The organism is Streptomyces sp. NPDC000075, assembly GCF_040301925.1.
Lineage (GTDB): Bacteria > Actinomycetota > Actinomycetes > Streptomycetales > Streptomycetaceae > Streptomyces > Streptomyces polychromogenes.
The window spans coordinates 1-16,559 of the sequence record NZ_JBEPFL010000044.1 but is presented as its reverse complement, the minus strand read 5'-3'; the positions used below and the strand labels follow the sequence as shown (position 1 = coordinate 16,559).

Here is a 16,559-nt window from a genome sequence, read left to right as displayed (position 1 = left end):
CTGGGCACTTTACGTAGCCGGGCACGGCAGGTGGGCCCCACCGCAACGGCCATCGTAAGCGAGGACGTGGTCGCGTCGGGAGGTCCGCCGTGTCCGCAGGGCACGGGCGCCCGGAATGAGAACGTACGGGGGAGCCCTTGGGTGCCGGTGCGGGCGAAAACCCCTCGCCCGGGTTACCCGGCGCCGCCACAATCCGTTCATGGAACCGCTCGCCCTCCCCCTGTCCACCGCCCGGCTGTCGCTGCGTCCCTTCGCCCCCTCCGACGCGCAGGAGGTGCACGCCGCCTGCCAGGACCCCGAGATCCAGCGCTGGACCCTCGTCCCCTCCCCCTACGAGCGGGAGCACGCCGAGGCCTGGGTGAACGAGGTCTGCCCCGCCTCCTGGCGCGAGGACCGCGAGTACGCCTTCGCGGTGCGCCTCGGCGAGGACGGCCCGCTGGTCGCCTCCGTCGGCGTGCACGTGCGCGGCCCGGGCGCGTACGAGATCGGCTACTGGACCGCGAAGGAGCACCGCGGCCGCGGCTACATGGCCGAGGCCGTCGGCGGGGTCGCCCGCTGGCTGTTCACCGAGGTCGGCGCCGGACGGCTGGAGTGGCGCGCCGCCGTCGGCAACGCCGCCTCGCGGGCGGTCGCGGAGAAGGCCGGTTTCCGCGTCGAGGGAGTCCTGCGGGCCGCGCTCGACCTGCGCGGCACCCTGCGCGACTGCTGGGTCGGCGGGCTGCTCCCCTCGGACCTCGGGCTGCCCTCCCGGCTGCCGTACCTGCCGGTCCGGTGAGACCTCCTCGCAAACCCCCTCGCCCCTGACCTGCGCCTCCGTCCAGAATCCGGGGTATGGACCCGATCACCCTCACCACCGGGCGCCTGGTGCTGCGCCCGCACCTGCCCTCCGACGTCGACGAGACGTACGCCGCCTGCCAGGACCCGGCCATCGCCCGCTGGATCCCCGTGGCCGTCCCGTACGGGCGTTCCGACGCCGAGGAGTACGTGACGCGCGCCGCGCCCGAGCGCTGGCGGGAGGGCACCGAGTTCAACCTCGTCGCCCGGCTCGGGGCGAACGGCCCGCTGGTGGCCACTCTGGGGCTGGTCCCCGCCGGGAACCACGCGCACGAGGTCGGCTTCTGGGCCGTCGACGGCCACCGCGGCAAGGGCTACGCGACCGAGGCCCTGCTCGCCGTGGCCCGTTGGGCCTTCACCGAGCTGGGCTGCGTCCGGCTGGTGTGGCGGGCCGGGCTGGGCAACACCGCCTCCCGGGCCGTCGCGGAGAAGGCCGGTTTCACGTTCGAGGGCGTCCAGCGGGCGGGCATGGAACACCGCGGGCTCCTGCGGGACTGCTGGGTCGCCTCCCTGCTCCCGGCCGACCTGGGCCTGCCCTCGCCGCTGCCCGCCGAGTCCCTGCCCTACGGGTCCGAGCCGGACGGATCCGAGCCGGACACGGCCGCACCGGACGAGTCCGCGCCGGACGGAGCCGCACCGGACGGGGCCCCGTTGTCAGTGGCGGGGCCTAGGGTGCGGTCATGACGACCGCGACCGTGCCCCAGCCGACCGTCACCCTCTCCGCCGACGAGGCCCGCCGGATCGCCCTGCGCGCGCAGGGCTTCCTCGGCGCGCCCGACCGCAAGGCGGGTGTGCGCGGGGTGCTGCGGCACCTGGGCGCCGTGCAGCTGGACACCATCTCGGTCCTGGCCCGGTCGCACGAGCTGATCCCCTACGCCCGGCTCGGCGCGGTCGGCCGGGACACCGTGGAACAGGCGTACTGGTCGGACAGTCACGCCTTCGAGTACTGGTCGCACGCGGCGTGCATCCTGCCCATCGAGGAGTGGCCGCACTTCGCGTTCCGCCGCCGGGCCCGGCGGGCCCGCGGTCACCGCTGGCACGTCCTCCGGGACAAGGAGCGCTCGACCGCGTCCGTCCTGGACCGCCTGCGCGCGGAGGGCCCGCTGACCTCCTCCGAACTGGGCGGTGCCAAGAACGGCGGGGAGTGGTTCGAGTGGTCCGAGACCAAGATCGCGGTGGAGTGGCTGCTCGACACCGGTGAGGTGGTCTGCACCGAGCGGCGGGGCTGGAAGCGGGTCTACGACCTGGCCGAGCGGGCCGTCCCCGACGTCCTGTTCCACGACGACCTCGACGACCGCGAGTGCCTGCGCCGCCTGGTCGCGCTGGCCGGCCGGTCCCTGGGGGTGGGCACCCGGGCCGACATCGCCGACTACCACCGCCTCAAGGGCGAGCAGTTCGACGCGGTGGTCGCCGATTCCGGGCTGGTCCCGGTGTCGGTGGAGGGCTGGGGCAAGCCGGCCTGGGCGCACCCGCAGGCGCTGGCGTCCGAGCCGCGCGGCCGGCACCGCACCACGCTGCTGTCCCCGTTCGACTCCCTCGTCTGGGACCGCCCCCGCACCGAGCGGATCTTCGGCTTCACGCACCGGCTGGAGGCGTACGTCCCCAAGCCGAAGCGGATACACGGGTACTTCGCGATGCCGCTGCTGGCCGGCGGCCGGCTCCAGGGCCGCGTCGACCCCGGCCGCGAGGGGCGCACCCTGGTGGCCCGGCAGCTCTCCCTCACCACCCCGAAGGCGGCCGGCCCGATGGCGCTCGCGCTGCGCGAGGCCGCGGAGTGGGTCGGCTGTGACGCGGTCCGCGTGGAGCGGGCGCGGGACGCGGCCGAGGCGGCCGCGGTGACGGCCGAACTGGCCCGGCTCACCTGACCCGGGCCCCCGCCGCGCGGGCAGGGAGCCGGCGGCGGGGCCGCGGGAGCGGGGGCCGCGTGGCTAACGGATCTCCAGGATCTTCTCGCGCATCGCGTACACCACGGCTTCCATCCGCGAGTGCAGCTGGAGCTTCTCCAGGATGTTGCGGACGTGGTTCTTCACGGTGTTCTCGGAGATGAACAGCTGCTTGGCGATGTCCCGGTTGTTCATCCCCGTCGCCACCAGCTTGAGGACCTCCAGCTCCCGGTCGGTCAGCCGGGGCGCCGGCACCAGCCGGCGCTCGTCGGTGCGCTGGATCATCGACTTGAACTCGGTCAGCAGCTTCGACGCCATCGAAGGGCTGATCTGCGACTGCCCGTCCGCGACCGCGCGGATCGCGGTGGCGACCTCGTCCGTGGAGATCTCCTTGAGCAGGTAGCCCGTCGCACCCGCCTTGATCGCGTCGTAGAGGTCGGCCTCCTCGTCGCTGATCGTCAGCATGATGATCTTCGCGGAGGGGGCCACCTCCTTGATCGAGGTGCAGGCCTCGATCCCGCCGCGCCGCGGCATCCGCACGTCCATCAGCACGATGTCCGGAAGCAGGTCGGCGGCCTTGTCCACGGCCTCCGCGCCGTCCCCGGCCTCACCGACGACCTGGATGTCCTCCTCCTGCGCGAGGACGATCTCCAGCCCGCGCCGGAAGAGGGCGTGGTCGTCGACCACGAGGACCCTGATGGGTTCCCCGGCGGGCTCCCCGGCCCCCGCCGGTTCCCCCGCCCGCACCGCACGGCAGTCGGCTCCGTCGTCACCGCGCACCGGCCCGAAGCCGTCCGTCATCGTTCCTCCCCCTGCATGTACCGAGCTGCTGGGCCAATCCGGCGGGGGCGGCCGCCGGTTGACTGCCCGCCATGATTCCATGCCCGCACCGCCCGACGGGGGTCTGGCGGAATCCCTTTGGCTCATACGAGTCATACAGGTGCCCCTGCGGAAACACCGGGCTTCCGCAGGGGCAACGGATCGATGATCAGCCTCCGAGCGCCCCGCCGGCACCGCCGACGGCCGACTCCTCCGAGCTGGACGCCCCGTCGGGGTCCACGTGGATCACGCCGTAGTCGTAGGCGTGGCGCCGGTAGACGACGCTCGGCATCTTGGTCTCGGAGTCGACGAACAGATAGAAGTCGTGGCCGACCAGCTCCATTTCGTAGAGCGCCTGGTCGAGCGACATGGGCCGGGCCGAGTGGGTCTTCTCGCGGACGATCAGGGGGCCTTCGCCCTGCACTTCGAGGGATCCGATCCGGGTGGTCGGAATTCCGTCCTCGATCTCCTCACCGACCGGCTGCCCGTTGCCGTTGAGCGTCGCGACGCCCGGCACGCTGTCGGCGACCTCGGCCGCCGAGAGCCGTCCGGAGCCGCGGCGGGTGAAACGCTTGTCGTGCTGCTTGCGCAGCCGGGCCTCCAGCTTGTCCTGAGCCAGGTCGAGGGCCGCGTACGGGTCGCCTGCGGCGGCCTCGGCCCGGATCACCGGGCCCCGCGAACGCAGGGTGATCTCCACGCGGTCGGAACGGTCGGCCTGGCGCGGGTTGTGCTCCTTGGACACCTCGACGTCCAAGCTGATCACCTTGGCGTCGAGCTTCTGGATCCGCTCGGGATTCAGCTTCTCGGCCACGTGCTTGCGGAACCGCTCGGGCACCTCGGTCTTGCGGCCCTTGACGACGATGTCCACGCAGAACTCCGTTCCCGGAGACCCTCACCGCGAGCGGCGAAGCGTCTCCCTTTCGCACCAGGCTCCGGTGAACACCGGAGCCTCGGACTTGGCGACTTTCACCTCCTCCTCCCCCATCGGCAAGATCTACATCCCACCGACTTCGGAGTCGAGAGACACCCTCTGACACGAAGATTCCAAAACGGGCGGACTGGCGCTCCGATACCAGGGGCCCAAGGATCGCCAGTTCCTTACAACCGAACATATCTCTCAATGCCCGTTGTCGGCACCCGCTACCGGAACCTTCCTCCGTCCAGGGGGTTGGTCCCTCTTACTACCTGCAACGATGCGCATTCCCCAGCAGTTCCAAATCTATTCACAAGGTTTTTGCTCTGTACGAGTTGTCCACCGGCGCTCTAGCATCAGGCCCGGGTGAACGAATCCGCCGGCGCCGCCACCACGGCCGCCGCGTCCGCCCACAGCCCCGCCGCGCGCAGTGCCCGGGCCGCCTCCGCGAGGGTGGCCCCGGTCGTCACCACGTCGTCCACCACCACGATCCGCGCCCCGGCCACCAGGCGCGTCCCGCCCGGGCGCACCTCCAGGGCCCCGGCCAGGTTCTCCCGCCGCTGCCGGGCCCCCAGCCCCGCCTGGTCCGCGACCTGCCGCCGCAGCCGCAGCACGGCCGCCACGCGTGCGGGCTCACCGGCCGCGCGCAGCCGCCGGGACGCGGCCAGCGCGACCCTGCGCGCCGGATCGTGCCCGCGCGCCCGCAGCGTCCGCCGCGCCGACGGTACGGGGACCAGCGCCAGCTCCCCCGCCCCGGCCCCGCCCGCGCGGGCCGCCGCCACCGCCGCCGCGAGGGCACCGCCCAGCGGGCCGGCCAGCGGCAGGGCTCCCCGTTCCTTGTGGGCCAGCACGACCGCCCGCGCCGCCCCCTCGTACCGGGCCGCCGCGAACACCGGCGGCAGCCCCGCCGGACCCGCCCACCGCGCCGCCGGAGCCACCGGTCCCGCGCCCGCTCCGCCCAGCGCCGCACGACAGGCCCCGCACAGCAGCGAGCGCGCCGCCCCGCAGCCCGCGCAGCAGGAGGGCAGGACCAGCCCGGCCGTCTCCCGCCACCATCCCCGCACGGCTCCACCCTGCCCGCAGCCCGGGCAGGGCGCGACCCCTGTGGAAAACCCCGGGCTCAGCCCGGGTACACCGGTGCCCGGCCGCCCGCGGCCGCCGTACGCCACTGCGCGCCCGGCGGCAGCCACACGATGCCGTCCTCCGTGGAGGAGGCCACCACCGGCTTCGACTCGTCCTCGGAGGCGGCGATCGCGCTCAGCCCGGTCGCCCCGGGCAGGCTCGCCGCGACCATCGACCCGTCGGCCAGCATGTAGCGGGCCTGGTCGACGCCGCCGCTCTCGCGCCCCACCACCAGCAGCCGGCCGCGCGGCGCCCAGCTCATCGCCGTCACCTCCGCCATCTGCGGCGCGGCCGGACGCAGCTCGCGCACCGACACCTGCGAGGCGTCCCCCTTGCCCTCGGGCCGCTCGATCCGCCCGGTGTAGAGGTTCTTGCGCCCGCCGTCCCGCTCGACGAGCAGCGCGATGCGCACCCCGTCGGCGGAGGCCTTCAGCCCGCTGATCTTCGCCCCGTCCAGGCCGGAGACGTCCACCCTCTGCGGGGTCCCGGTCCCGCCGGGCACCCGCCACAGGCCCTGGCTCTGCGGGTCGAGGTCGGCGATCCACAGGTCGCCCCGGGCGTCCCAGCTGGGCGCGGTGAGCTTGCCCGTCTTGCTGGTCAGCAGCGGCTGCGGCATCGGCCCGGTGGTCGTCAGCGTGACGACGTACAGCCCGTGCCCGTCGTCGGAGACGACCGCGGCCCGCTTCTCGTCGTAGGTGACGGCGGCCGAGCCCACCTTGAACCCGGCGGCGGTGGCCAGCGGCCCGGGGGCCGGCTCGGGCTTGTCCTGCTGCTGCTCGTCCGCGCCCGCGTTGAGGACCATCCGTACGAGCCGGCCGTCCTTGTCCACGTAGTACTGGTGCTGCGGCGGCAGCGGCCGGTTGGCGAGGCTCGCCGCGTTCGAGGCGGTCACCCAGCACAGCGAGGACTTGCCGTCCGAGCGCAGCACTTCGACCCGGTCCAGCCGGGAGGCCGTCAGGTCCCGGACCGTGTACAGGAGTTGCGTGGCCATCTTCTGGCACTGCGGCTGCGCGGCGTTCTCGGCGACCTGGTTGAGCGGGACGCGCAGGGTGTTCTGGCCGTCGTAGGCGAGGGACTTGGTGCCCTCGCGCAGTTCGGTGCCGGTCGGGAAGGCGGTGGAGGCGACGGGCCCGAGCCACTTGGAGGGACCGGCCAGCAGCGACTGCACGGTCAGGGTGGTGGGGTCCATCCGCGTGTCGGGATCGCTGCGCTGGCGCACGTACACCGGGTCGGCGACGAGCGTGCCGCCCGCGAAGTAGTACTTGTTGACGGGCTTGTAGATGCGCTGGAAGTCGGACTCGCTGAGCACGAGGCTGCTGGGCGGGGTGGCGATCCGCCACTGCCCCTTGAACTGGACCAGCTGGAGGTACTCCTCGTAGCGGCTGCCGCCGGTCTCCGGCTGGTAGGCGCTGCGCTCGTCGACGGTGGCGAGCTTCTTGCCGGTGACCTTCCAGCGGGGCCCGTCGGGGTCCTTCTCGCCCTGGACGGGGACGCGGTCGAGGCCGGCGGAGAGCACGGTGACGGCCGAGGACGGCTTCCAGGTCTTGGCGGCGTCGTCGGTGAGGTACTTGCGGGCGGTGACCAGCTGCGGGTCGTCGCTGGTCATGGCCTCCAGGAAGCCGTCGACGATCTCCGCCGGGCTGGCCTTGTCGGCCGGGGGCACGCCGAAGACCCGGACCTGCGAGTCCACCCCCTGGGAGGCCTCCACCCGGCGGATCTCCCCGCGGTCGGGCATGGAGGCGCAGCCGGCGAGGAGCAGCCCGGCGGCCCCCAGGGCCAGGAGCGCGCGGGCGCCCCTCAGCGGGGCCGGCCGTGCCCGCCCGCGGCGCTCAGCGTCCTCCACCGGTTCCATCCTCCTGTGCTGGGCCCTGGTCGGCGGGCCGGGCCACGACGCGGGCGCCGTTGCCGGGCAGCGCCGTCGGGTCGGCGGGCACCGGCAGGGCGGTGGTGACCGCCGGCCGGGGCGGTATCGGGTCGCGGTCCGCGCGCTCGGCGCGCCCGTCGGGGTGCGTGCCGGGCCCGCCGGCGCCGCCCGCGCGGCCGGCGGCCCTGGCCCGGTTGGACCGGGAGTCCTCGGGCTCCAGCGGGATCGGCGATCCGCGCAGCGGCTCGTCGGCGGTACGGGGCAGGGTCAGGCGGAACTGGGAGCCGCCGCCGGGCTCGCCCCAGGCCTGGAGCCAGCCCCCGTGCAGCCGGGCGTCCTCGACGGCGATGGACAGGCCCAGGCCCGTACCGCCGGTGGTGCGCGCCCGGGCGGGATCGGCCCGCCAGAAGCGGTTGAAGACGCGGGTGGCCTCGCCGGGCTTGAGCCCGACGCCGTAGTCGCGGACGGCGACGGCGACGGCCCCGCCCGCCGAGGCGAGGCGGACGACGACGTCGCGGCCCTCACCGTGCTCGACGGCGTTGACCACGAGGTTGCGCAGCACCCGCTCGACGCGCCGGGCGTCGGCCTCGGCTATTACGGGCTGGGTGTCGCCCAGGACCCGGATCCGGGTGCCCTTGTGCTCGGCGAGCGGTTCGGCGCCGTCGATGACGCGGCGCACGACGTCCCGCAGGTCGATGGGCTCGGCCTGGAGGTCGGCGGCGCCGGCGTCGAAGCGGCTGATCTCCAGCAGGTCGGCGAGGAGGGACTCGAACCGGTCGAGCTGTCCGGCGAGGAGCTCGGCCGAGCGCGCCGTGACCGGGTCGAAGTCGACGCGGGCGTCGTGGATGACGTCGGCGGCCATGCGGACGGTCGTCAGCGGGGTGCGCAGCTCGTGCGAGACGTCGGAGACGAACCGGCGCTGCATCCGGGACAGCTCCTCCAGCTGCTGGATCTTGTTCTGGAGGTTCTGGGCCATCTTGTTGAAGGCCTCGCCCAGACGGGCGATGTCGTCCTCGCCGGTGACCTTCATCCGCTCCTGGAGCCGTCCGGCGGAGAGCCGCTCGGCGATCCCCGCGGCCATCCGGACGGGGGTGACGATCTGGCGCACGACGAGCCAGGCGATGGCGCTGAGCAGCACGACGACGAAGAGCCCGGCGGTGGCGATGGTGCTCTTGACCAGGTTGAGGGACTCCTCCTCCTGCGTGAGCGGGAAGAGGTAGTACAGGTCGTACGGGTCGCCGTTGATGTCGGTGAGCCGCTTGCCGACGACGAGCGCGGGCTCGGGGTGCTTGCCGGTCCCGGCGGTGTACCGGATCTGCGAGAACGTCTTGAAAGTGCCGGTGTTGTGGTTGACGGCCTTGCGCAGCTCCAGCGGGACGCTCGCGGTCGGGTCGACGTTCCCGGAGGCGCGGGCGCCCTTGACGCCCTGGCTCGTGGGGGCCTGCTCGCCGGTCCCGGCGCCGAGCGCGGCCACCTCGAAGGCGGTCTGGCCGCCACTGGCGAGCTGCTTGACGAGCGAGTTCATCCAGGTGCTGGCGTCGCGGCCGACCTTGTTGTCGGTGGCGTCGGCCCCGTCCGAGGCGGAGGGGGTGTTGGCCTTCTCCTGTGCGACCGCGAACCCTCCCGCGGCCTGGCTCTGCGCGGCCTCCTCCTTGGCGTCCAGGAGGCCCTTGCTGACCTGGGCGATGACGACGAAGCCGAGCGCGAGGACCACGGCCAGCGACATCAGGAGGGTCGCGGCGACGACCCGGAGCTGGATGTTGCGCCGCCATATGCGGACAGCCGGAAGCAGCGGCCGGCGCACGAGGCGTACGCACAGCCGCAGCAAGGGGCCGCCGGGCGCTCCGTCAGCCATCTGACGGAACTGCCGGCCGCCCCGCAGGGCTCCCCGGCGGGAGCCGCTCCGGGCCTTGCCGGACTGCACGTCAGCTGGGTCCGGCCTTGTAGCCGACACCGCGCACCGTCACGACGATCTCGGGGCGCTCGGGGTCCTTCTCGACCTTGGAGCGCAGTCGCTGCACGTGCACGTTCACCAGGCGGGTGTCCGCCGCGTGCCGGTAGCCCCAGACCTGCTCCAGCAGCACCTCGCGGGTGAACACCTGCCAGGGCTTGCGCGCGAGGGCGACCAGCAGGTCGAACTCGAGCGGGGTCAGGGCGATGGAGGCGCCGTCGCGCTTGACCGAGTGCCCGGCCACGTCGATGACCAGGTCACCGATGACCAGCTGCTCGGGCGCGGGCTCCTCCGAACGGCGCAGGCGCGCCCGGATGCGGGCGACCAGCTCCTTCGGCTTGAACGGCTTGACGATGTAGTCGTCGGCACCGGACTCCAGGCCCACCACCACGTCCACCGTGTCGCTCTTGGCGGTGAGCATGACGATCGGCACGCCCGATTCGGCACGGATCAGCCTGCACACCTCTATGCCGTCCCGTCCGGGCAGCATGAGGTCGAGCAGCACCAGGTCCGGCTTGGCCTCTCGGAAGGCAGCCAATGCCTTGTCACCGTCCGCTACGAACGACGGCTCAAAACCTTCTCCACGCAGCACAATGCCGAGCATCTCGGCCAGCGCGGTGTCGTCGTCGACGACGAGGACGCGTCCCTTCATGGTTGACATCATCCCATTAGCTAATCGTTACCTGGCGGTGAGCTGTCCCACAGCCAAAAGGGCTGGAAATCGCCCCTCGGACCTGCGTGGTGATCAGGACGACCAGTCTGCCCCGGATCCGCGCGACAATTGAAGGGACGAGCGGACCGGGATCCGGGGGACGGCCCGTCGTTCCCGGACCTCCCCATGGCACGATGACAGCCGACCAGCGCGCCCGCCACGGCAGGTGCACGTGAAGGAGCGACGATGAACGACTCTCCGGGCTGGGCCGCGCCCGGATCCCCGTCCGACGGCCAGGGCCCCGACGCCGCTCAGCAGCCGCCCGCGGACGGCTCCGCCCCGTCCAAGTGGTCCACCGAGCAGCCGCCCCCCGGGCAGTGGAGCAGCCCCACCGCCGGCCAGACCCCGCCGCAGCAGCGGCCGGGCGCCAGCTGGGGCGCGTACCCGAACCCGCCCGGACAGCAGCCCGCCGCCCCGTACGCCTACGGCAACCCCGGCGGCGGCTGGGGCGGCCCGCCGCCCGCCGCGAAGCCCGGGATCATCCCCCTGCGGCCGCTCGGCCTCGGCGAGATACTGGACGGCGCCGTCGGCACCCTGACCGGCCACTGGCGCTCCGTGCTCTCCATCAGCCTCGTCGTCGCCGCCCTGTCCCAGATCGCGCTGCTCGTCGTCCAGCGCCTCACCATGGACAGCCTCCCGCTGCCCTCCACCGAGCCCGCCACCCCGCGCGAGGCCATCCGCGCCCTGGGCGACACCGGCCTCCTCTACGGCTTCCAGTACTACGTGGAGGTCCTCGGGCTCATCCTCGTCACCTCCCTGCTGGCCCCCGTCTTCAGCCGAGCCGTCCTCGGCCGGCCCTCCACCCTCGGCGACACCCTCAAGGCCGTCCGCCCGCTGGCCCCGCGCATGCTCGCCCTCACCGGCCTGCTCCTCCTCGGCGCACTCGCCGCCGGCCTGCTCCCGACCCTGCCCGGCTTCCTCCTCGGCAGCCCCGCCCTGGCCGCCCTCGGCCTGCCCGTCGGCATCGTGCTGCTGGCCTGGTTCTACGTGACCTTCGCGCTGGCCCCGCCCGCGCTCATGCTGGAACGCGGCACGCCCGCCGCCGCCCTCAAGCGCTCCGCCAAACTGGTCAAGGGCTCCTGGTGGCGCATCTTCGGCATCAGCATGCTGACCTGGGTCATGCGGTTCATCCTCTCGGGGATCATCGTCCTGCCGTTCGCCGCCGCGGCCATGATCTTCGGCGGCGGCCTGACCGCCGTCCTCGACGGCTCCGCCGGCCTCAGCTGGCCCTTCCTGATCATCACCGGCATCGGCGCCGTCGCCGGCGCCACCGTCACCATCCCGATGCAGACGGGCGTCACCACCCTCCTCTACATCGACCAGCGCATCCGCCGCGAGGCCCTCGACCTGGAGCTCGCCCGCGCCGCCGGCGTCGAGGGCTACGGCACCACCGGAACCACCACCCCCACCGGAGGCTGACGCGCCGCATGAGCACGGGGGGACTCATCACCATCGCCGGCGGCGACACACCGCCGCTGACCACCGGACGCGAGGCCGCCCGCGAGGCGGCCGAACGCGAGCTGGCCAAGCCCATCTACCACCAGGACGAGCCGGGGCTCCTCCAGCGCGCCCTGGACCGCTTCTGGGAGTGGCTGGGCGAGTTCTTCGACCGCGCCTCCGGGGCCACCCCGGGCGGCACCGTCGGCCTGATCGCCATCGCCCTGTTCGTCGTCCTGGCCGCCGCCGCCCTGTGGTGGCGCCTGGGCACCCCCCACCGCACCGCCCGCAGCGCCGACGCCCTCTTCGACGACGGCCCCCGCAGCGCCGCCGACCACCGCGCCGCCGCCGAAGCCCACGCCGCCGCCGGCCGCTGGAACGAAGCCGTCCGCGAACGCATGCGGGCCGTCGTCCGCTCCCTGGAGGAACGCACCCTCCTGGACCCCCGCCCCGGCCGCACCGCTGACGAGGCCGCCGCCGAAGCCGCACGCCCCCTCCCCGCCCACGCCGACGAGCTCCGCGCCGCCGCCCGCGCCTTCGACGACGTCACCTACGGCGGCCGCACCGCCGACCCCGACACCTACGCCCGCCTGCGCACCCTCGACCTCACCCTGGAGCGCACCAGGCCGATCCTGACGGACCCCACCCCATGACCGGCCACCCGAACCCCGCCGACACCACCGCCCCCGGCCCCGCCGCAGGCGCCCCCGTGCCACGGCCCCCCGCCCCCGGCACGGCACCCGCCGCGCCCGCCGACGCCCCCGCCCGCCGCCGGGGCGAACGGGCCGCCACCTCCACCGCGCTCACCCCCCGCCGGCTCTGGCGCCGGGTCCGCGGGCTGCTCCTCGGCCTCGCCGTGCTCCTCGCCGCCGCCGTCGCCCTCGCCGGGCTCCAGGCCGGCGACCCCCACGGCCGCCTCGACCCCCGCTCCCCCGACCGCGACGGCAGCCGCGCCCTCGCCCAGCTCCTCAAGGAACGCGGCGTCACCACCCGCGTCGTCACCAACGCCGACGAGGCCGCCGCCGCGGCCGGCCCCCGCACCACCCTCCTCGTCACCGACCCCGACCTCCTCGGCGCACCCCAGCGCCGCGCCGTCCGCTCCGCCATCGACCTCTCCGGCGGCCGCACCGTCCTCATCGCCCCCACCGGCCCCGCCCTCGACGAACTGGCCCCCGCCGTCCGCACCAGCAGCTTCGCCCACCAGCGCGACCTCGACCCCGGCTGCACCCTGCCGGCCGCCACCGCCGCCGGCCGCGCCGCCACCGGCGACGGCCTCCGCTACACCACCCGCCTCCCAGGCGCGACCGGCTGCTACCCCAGCGACGGCCACCCCACCGTCCTCGTCCTGCCCGGCACCACCAAGGGCGGCGACACCGTCCTCCTCGGCTCCGAACGCATCCTGCTCAACCGGCGCCTCACCGAAGAGGGCAACGCCTCCCTCGCCCTCCAGCTCCTCGGCTCCCGCCCCGAACTCGTCTGGTACCTGCCCACCCTCGCCGACATGCCCGCCGACGGCCCCGCCGAGCAGAAGAGCCTCCTCGACCTCGTCCCCTCCGGCTGGTACTGGGCCCTGCTCCAGCTCTTCGCGGCCGCCGCGGCCGCCGCCCTCTGGCGCGCCCGCCGCCTCGGCCCCCTCGTCACCGAGGACCTGCCCGTCACCATCCGCGCCTCCGAGACCACCGAGGGCCGCGCCCGCCTCTACCGCAAGGCCGCCGCCCGCGACCGCGCCGCCACCGTGCTGCGCGCCGCCGCCCGCGAACGCCTCGCCGCACTGGTCGGCGTACCGCCCGCACGGGCCCACGACCCGGCCGCCCTGGCCGCCGCCGTCTCCGCCCGCCTGCCCCAGCCGCCCGACGCCGGACGCGACGTCACCACCCTCCTCTTCGGCCCCACCCCCGCCGACGACGCGGCACTCGTCGCGCTCGCCGACCACCTCGACGCCCTCGAAAGAGAGGTCCGCACCTCATGACGGCCACCACGGACAGCGCCCGCTCCTCCCTGGAAGCGCTCCGCACCGAGATCGGAAAGGCCGTGGTCGGCCAGGACTCCGCCGTCACCGGTCTCGTCGTCGCACTCCTGTGCCGCGGCCACGTCCTCCTCGAAGGCGTCCCCGGCGTCGCCAAGACCCTCCTCGTCCGCGCCCTCGCGGCCTCCCTCGAACTCGACACCAAGCGCGTCCAGTTCACCCCCGACCTGATGCCCAGTGACGTGACGGGCTCTCTGGTCTACGACGCCCGCACCGCCGCCTTCTCCTTCCAGGACGGCCCCGTCTTCACCAACCTCCTCCTCGCCGACGAGATCAACCGCACGCCCCCCAAGACCCAGTCCTCCCTCCTGGAGGCCATGGAGGAGCGCCAGGTCACCGTCGACGGCACCCCCCGCAAGCTCCCCGAGCCGTTCCTCGTCGCCGCGACCATGAACCCCGTCGAGTACGAGGGCACGTACCCGCTCCCCGAAGCCCAGCTGGACCGCTTCCTCCTCAAGCTCAACGTGCCCCTCCCCTCCCGCGAGGACGAGATCGGCGTCCTGACCCGGCACGCCGCCGGCTTCAACCCCCGCGACCTCCAGGCCGCCGGCATCCGCCCGGTCGCCGGCGCGAAGGAACTCGAAGCCGCCCGCGAGGCCATCACCCACGTCACCGTCTCCCCCGAGATCACCGGCTACGTCGTCGACATCTGCCGCGCCACCCGCGAATCGCCGTCCCTCACCCTCGGCGTCTCCCCGCGCGGCGCCACCGCCCTGCTGGCCACCTCCCGCGCCTGGGCCTGGCTCACCGGCCGCGACTACGTCACCCCCGACGACGTCAAGGCCCTCGCCCTGCCGACCCTGCGCCACCGCGTCCAACTCCGCCCGGAAGCCGAGATGGAGGGTGTCACCGCCGACTCCGTCATCTCGGCGATCCTCACCCACGTCCCCGTCCCGCGCTGATGGCCCTCACCGGACGCGCCGCCCTCCTGGCGGCCCTCGGCAGCCTGCCCGTCGGCCTCCTCGAGCCGAGCTGGACGGGCCTCCTCGCCGTCAACGGCACCATCGGCCTGGCCTGCGCCGTCGACTACGCCCTCGCCGCGCCCGTCCGCACCCTGCGGCTCACCCGCTCGGGCGACACCTCGGTCCGCCTCGGCGAAACCGCCGACGTGCACCTGACCGTCACCAACCCCGGCAGCCGCCCGCTCCGCGCCCGCGTCCGCGACGCCTGGCCGCCCAGCAGCTGGACCCCGGGCACGGAAGCCGCCGCCTCCCGCCACGACCTCACCGTCCCCGCCGGGGAACGCCGCCGCCTCACCACCCGCCTGCGCCCCACCCGGCGCGGCGACCGCCGCGCGGCCCTCGTCACCATCCGCTCGTACGGGCCCCTGCGCCTCCTCGCCCGCCAGGGCTCCCACACCGTCCCCTGGACGGTCCGCGTCCTGCCGCCCTTCACCAGCCGCAAACACCTCCCGTCCCGCCTCGCCCGCCTGCGCGAACTCGACGGCCGCACCAGCGTCCTGACGCGCGGTGAGGGAACCGAGTTCGACAGCCTCCGCGACTACGTCCCCGGCGACGACACCCGCTCCATCGACTGGCGCGCCACCGCCCGCCGGCCCAAGGTCGCGGTCCGCACCTGGCGACCCGAACGCGACCGGCACATCCTCATCTGCCTGGACACCGGCCGCACCTCGGCCGGCCGCGTCGGCGACGCCCCCCGGCTGGACTCCGCCATGGACGCGGCCCTGCTGCTGGCCGCCCTCGCCACCCGGGCGGGCGACCGCGTGGACCTCCTCGCCCACGACCGCCGCACCCGCGCCCTGGTCCAGGGCCGCGCGGCCGCAGACGTCCTGCCGGCCTTCGTGAACACCATGGCCGGACTCGAACCGGAGCTGGTCGAGACCGACTCCCGCTCCCTGGTCTCCACCATCCTCCGCAGCGCCCCGCGCCGCTCCCTGGTGGTCCTGCTGACGAGCCTGGACGCGGCCCCGGTGGAAGAGGGCCTGCTCCCGGTCCTCCCCCGCCTCACCCAGCGCCACACGGTGATCCTGGCATCGGTGGCCGACCCCCACATCGCGTCGATGGCCGCCGCCCGCGGCTCCGTGGACGCGGTCTACGAGGCCGCCGCCGCGACCCAGACCCAGACCCAGCGCCGCCGCACCGCGGACCAGCTCTCCCGCCACGGGGTCCACGTGGTCGACGCCATCCCGGAAACCCTGGCCCCCGCCCTGGCGGACGCCTACCTGGCCCTGAAGGCGGCGGGCCGGCTCTAGAGGTTGACGCGCTTCAGATAGACACGTCGACGATGCGGGATGGTCTGATACCAGACCATCAGCCGCTCGTCCTCGTAGGTACGAAGCCTCATGGGAGCCGGATCCTCGTAGAGACTCCCGGTCTTCGGGTCGATCCCCATCGAGGCAAGATCCACGAGGCCGTCCATCACCCCACTGACCAACACCTGATGCTCGGCAGCCATGTCGCCCAGGACCCAGATCCGGCTCGGGTCACACTCCCACGCCCAGCCTTGCTCGTTCTCAACCGCCTCCCCGCGTGCGGTCACAGACCGAGCTCCTGCTGTGCCTCGGCCAGAATCCGGCTGCTGCTCTCCATGGCGGCCCGGAACACCTTGTCGTCCACCGTAGGATCCCCAGCCAGACGCTGCGCCTCGGCCAACGCTCCAGCTCTGGCCGGCCAGCGCTGGATGGCGACGTGGGTGGCCCACTTGATCAGAAAGAACCTGAGCGGATTGATGGCTCCGGTCTCAGCCGCGCGATCAAACGCCTCGTGACATTCCATGTCGAACTCTGCGAGGCTCCGCATGTCCAGTCGCCGGACGGCATCTCGGAGGGCCTCGCGGGTCATAGCGGGCTGAGGCATGAGGGGGCCGTCAGCCTCGGTGTGCTGTGCTGTCATCGTGTCCTCCAACGGAAACCCTAGAGCACCCGACGCACGCCTGCAGGCCGTAAACGCAGAAAAGCCCCGCACCATGACTGGTGCGGGGCTTTCCCACAATGATTGTTCGGCGGCGTCCTACTCTCCCACAGGGTCCCCCCTGCAGT

General features: G+C 73.8%; 16 protein-coding genes. 8 read left to right on the top strand and 8 right to left on the bottom strand.

All coding sequences use genetic code 11. The annotated features are described in order from the left end of the window. Positions 1-199 precede the first annotated feature (199 nt). Genes ABT403_RS34440 through ABT403_RS34430 form a run of 3 tightly spaced genes read left to right on the top strand, consistent with a single transcriptional unit; the run spans position 200 to position 2,699 of the window. The gene (locus ABT403_RS34440; RefSeq protein ID WP_344155601.1) at positions 200-775 is read left to right on the top strand and encodes a GNAT family N-acetyltransferase; all 576 of its coding nucleotides are present in this window, start codon (positions 200-202) and stop codon (positions 773-775) included. Positions 776-831: 56 nt separating this feature from the next. Beyond that, on the top strand, positions 832-1,518 hold the full coding sequence (locus tag ABT403_RS34435; protein ID WP_344155604.1) for a GNAT family N-acetyltransferase: 687 nt from the start codon (positions 832-834) through the stop codon (positions 1,516-1,518). Beyond that, the gene (locus tag ABT403_RS34430) at positions 1,515-2,699 is read left to right on the top strand and encodes a winged helix-turn-helix domain-containing protein (RefSeq protein WP_344155607.1); all 1,185 of its coding nucleotides are present in this window, start codon (positions 1,515-1,517) and stop codon (positions 2,697-2,699) included. Before ABT403_RS34435 ends, ABT403_RS34430 begins: the two co-directional genes overlap by 4 nt. A 63-nt stretch (positions 2,700-2,762) precedes the next feature. On the opposite strand, the gene ABT403_RS34425 is transcribed toward ABT403_RS34430, so the two are convergent. From ABT403_RS34425 to mtrA, 6 genes are all read right to left on the bottom strand, one after another. Further along, positions 2,763-3,518, bottom strand: coding sequence for a response regulator (locus ABT403_RS34425; protein WP_344155610.1), 756 nt, complete (start codon positions 3,516-3,518; stop codon positions 2,763-2,765). 187 nt (positions 3,519-3,705) lie between these two features. Then, the gene (hpf, locus tag ABT403_RS34420; protein ID WP_344155613.1) at positions 3,706-4,404 is read right to left on the bottom strand and encodes a ribosome hibernation-promoting factor, HPF/YfiA family; all 699 of its coding nucleotides are present in this window, start codon (positions 4,402-4,404) and stop codon (positions 3,706-3,708) included. A 401-nt stretch (positions 4,405-4,805) separates the two neighbouring features. Then, positions 4,806-5,513: a ComF family protein gene (locus ABT403_RS34415; protein ID WP_344155616.1), complete on the bottom strand. Its 708-nt coding sequence runs from the start codon at positions 5,511-5,513 to the stop codon at positions 4,806-4,808. A 56-nt stretch (positions 5,514-5,569) separates the two neighbouring features. Beyond that, on the bottom strand, positions 5,570-7,423 hold the full coding sequence (locus ABT403_RS34410) for an LpqB family beta-propeller domain-containing protein (protein ID WP_344155619.1): 1,854 nt from the start codon (positions 7,421-7,423) through the stop codon (positions 5,570-5,572). Further along, positions 7,401-9,290: an MtrAB system histidine kinase MtrB gene (mtrB, locus tag ABT403_RS34405; protein ID WP_344155621.1), complete on the bottom strand. Its 1,890-nt coding sequence runs from the start codon at positions 9,288-9,290 to the stop codon at positions 7,401-7,403. Before mtrB ends, ABT403_RS34410 begins: the two co-directional genes overlap by 23 nt. Positions 9,291-9,360: 70 nt before the next feature. Then, positions 9,361-10,050: a two-component system response regulator MtrA gene (gene mtrA / locus ABT403_RS34400; RefSeq protein WP_007264442.1), complete on the bottom strand. Its 690-nt coding sequence runs from the start codon at positions 10,048-10,050 to the stop codon at positions 9,361-9,363. Between the two features lie 234 nt (positions 10,051-10,284). Here mtrA and ABT403_RS34395 point away from each other — a divergent pair, with 234 nt between their 5' ends. The 5 genes from ABT403_RS34395 to ABT403_RS34375 are packed head-to-tail and all read left to right on the top strand — an operon-like array spanning position 10,285 to position 15,773. Then, positions 10,285-11,517 (top strand): hypothetical protein, encoded by a 1,233-nt coding sequence (locus ABT403_RS34395; RefSeq protein WP_344155624.1) that lies wholly within the window; start codon positions 10,285-10,287, stop codon positions 11,515-11,517. Positions 11,518-11,525: 8 nt separating this feature from the next. Further along, positions 11,526-12,188, top strand: a complete 663-nt coding sequence (locus tag ABT403_RS34390; RefSeq protein ID WP_344155627.1) for a DUF4129 domain-containing protein — start codon at positions 11,526-11,528, stop codon at positions 12,186-12,188. Beyond that, positions 12,185-13,504 carry a DUF4350 domain-containing protein gene (locus ABT403_RS34385; protein ID WP_344155630.1) on the top strand — a complete coding sequence of 440 codons (1,320 nt, stop codon included), beginning with the start codon at positions 12,185-12,187 and terminating at the stop codon, positions 13,502-13,504. Before ABT403_RS34390 ends, ABT403_RS34385 begins: the two co-directional genes overlap by 4 nt. Further along, entirely contained in the window at positions 13,501-14,463 is a 963-nt protein-coding gene (locus ABT403_RS34380) for an AAA family ATPase (RefSeq protein ID WP_344155633.1), read from the top strand. Before ABT403_RS34385 ends, ABT403_RS34380 begins: the two co-directional genes overlap by 4 nt. After that, the gene (locus ABT403_RS34375) at positions 14,463-15,773 is read left to right on the top strand and encodes a DUF58 domain-containing protein (RefSeq protein ID WP_344155636.1); all 1,311 of its coding nucleotides are present in this window, start codon (positions 14,463-14,465) and stop codon (positions 15,771-15,773) included. The genes ABT403_RS34380 and ABT403_RS34375 overlap by 1 nt, the downstream gene beginning before the upstream one ends. On the opposite strand, the gene ABT403_RS34370 is transcribed toward ABT403_RS34375, so the two are convergent. After that, the gene (locus tag ABT403_RS34370; RefSeq protein ID WP_344155639.1) at positions 15,770-16,060 is read right to left on the bottom strand and encodes a hypothetical protein; all 291 of its coding nucleotides are present in this window, start codon (positions 16,058-16,060) and stop codon (positions 15,770-15,772) included. The two genes, ABT403_RS34375 and ABT403_RS34370, sit on opposite strands and share 4 nt — an antisense overlap. Then, positions 16,057-16,413, bottom strand: a complete 357-nt coding sequence (locus tag ABT403_RS34365; protein ID WP_344155642.1) for a DUF6247 family protein — start codon at positions 16,411-16,413, stop codon at positions 16,057-16,059. The genes ABT403_RS34370 and ABT403_RS34365 overlap by 4 nt, the downstream gene beginning before the upstream one ends. Between the last annotated feature and the right edge of the window lie 146 nt (positions 16,414-16,559).

Bases quoted from the DNA above. Each gene is read 5' to 3' on its own strand.
- ABT403_RS34440 (WP_344155601.1), top strand. From the start codon at position 200: ATGGAACCGCTCGCCCTCCCCCTGTCCACCGCCCGGCTGTCGCTGCGT.
- ABT403_RS34435 (WP_344155604.1), top strand. From the start codon at position 832: ATGGACCCGATCACCCTCACCACCGGGCGCCTGGTGCTGCGCCCGCAC.
- ABT403_RS34430 (WP_344155607.1), top strand. From the start codon at position 1,515: ATGACGACCGCGACCGTGCCCCAGCCGACCGTCACCCTCTCCGCCGAC.
- ABT403_RS34425 (WP_344155610.1), bottom strand. From the start codon at position 3,518: ATGACGGACGGCTTCGGGCCGGTGCGCGGTGACGACGGAGCCGACTGC.
- ABT403_RS34410 (WP_344155619.1), bottom strand. From the start codon at position 7,423: ATGGAACCGGTGGAGGACGCTGAGCGCCGCGGGCGGGCACGGCCGGCC.
- mtrB (WP_344155621.1), bottom strand. From the start codon at position 9,290: ATGGCTGACGGAGCGCCCGGCGGCCCCTTGCTGCGGCTGTGCGTACGC.
- mtrA (WP_007264442.1), bottom strand. From the start codon at position 10,050: ATGATGTCAACCATGAAGGGACGCGTCCTCGTCGTCGACGACGACACC.
- ABT403_RS34395 (WP_344155624.1), top strand. From the start codon at position 10,285: ATGAACGACTCTCCGGGCTGGGCCGCGCCCGGATCCCCGTCCGACGGC.
- ABT403_RS34390 (WP_344155627.1), top strand. From the start codon at position 11,526: ATGAGCACGGGGGGACTCATCACCATCGCCGGCGGCGACACACCGCCG.
- ABT403_RS34385 (WP_344155630.1), top strand. From the start codon at position 12,185: ATGACCGGCCACCCGAACCCCGCCGACACCACCGCCCCCGGCCCCGCC.
- ABT403_RS34380 (WP_344155633.1), top strand. From the start codon at position 13,501: ATGACGGCCACCACGGACAGCGCCCGCTCCTCCCTGGAAGCGCTCCGC.
- ABT403_RS34375 (WP_344155636.1), top strand. From the start codon at position 14,463: ATGGCCCTCACCGGACGCGCCGCCCTCCTGGCGGCCCTCGGCAGCCTG.
- ABT403_RS34365 (WP_344155642.1), bottom strand. From the start codon at position 16,413: ATGACAGCACAGCACACCGAGGCTGACGGCCCCCTCATGCCTCAGCCC.